This window comes from Streptomyces griseoloalbus, assembly GCA_014650015.1.
In the GTDB taxonomy this organism is placed as follows: Bacteria; Actinomycetota; Actinomycetes; order Streptomycetales; family Streptomycetaceae; genus Streptomyces; species Streptomyces griseoloalbus.
The window spans coordinates 1-549 of record BMUD01000164.1; the positions used below are offsets into that span (position 1 = coordinate 1).

Here is a 549-nt window from a genome sequence, read left to right on the forward strand (position 1 = left end):
TCCGGATATAATTCCATGACCTCTATTCTCTCAGTGCTGGACAAAGACGAGCCAAGCAAAAAGAACTTATCCGGGTTCTTTTCATCTATTCTTACCTCTACCAAGTCTTCCACCGCTTTTTGATTAGCTGCTTTGCTGACGTCTGCGAACAGCTCATTGCTCTCAGGTTCTTCCACCGAATGAACATATCCTTTGGCAGCGCGGCTGCCGTTCACTGTCACAAAGCACTGCTTCGACATGATCTGATCCCCATAAACTTCTTCTATTACTCCGGTGTCGTTGGGGAACCGCATCACTTGGTGGTAGGAGGATGCCACCGAGCGCATGGCATGCAGCCATGTTCTGCCCAAGATGATGTTGTAAGTGGAGGGGACCTTCAACACCCAGAACTCCACTTGTTTTGTCACACTTCCTGCCCTGACTGGGAGAATAATTTTGCCGACGGGCCATTCTGGCATGGAGTTGAATCCGATCAGGGGAGATACGGCGGGTGCCAAGTCTTTATCTTGTAACTTTAATTGTTTAAAGGTTTCGTAGTACATGATTTCA

1 protein-coding gene is annotated in these 549 nt (G+C 47.9%); it reads right to left on the minus strand.

What is annotated here, in order from left to right; all coding sequences use genetic code 11:
* The coding region (locus IE178_RS37235; protein WP_193515114.1) for a retropepsin-like aspartic protease at positions 1-549 on the minus strand (549 nt) is incomplete at both ends.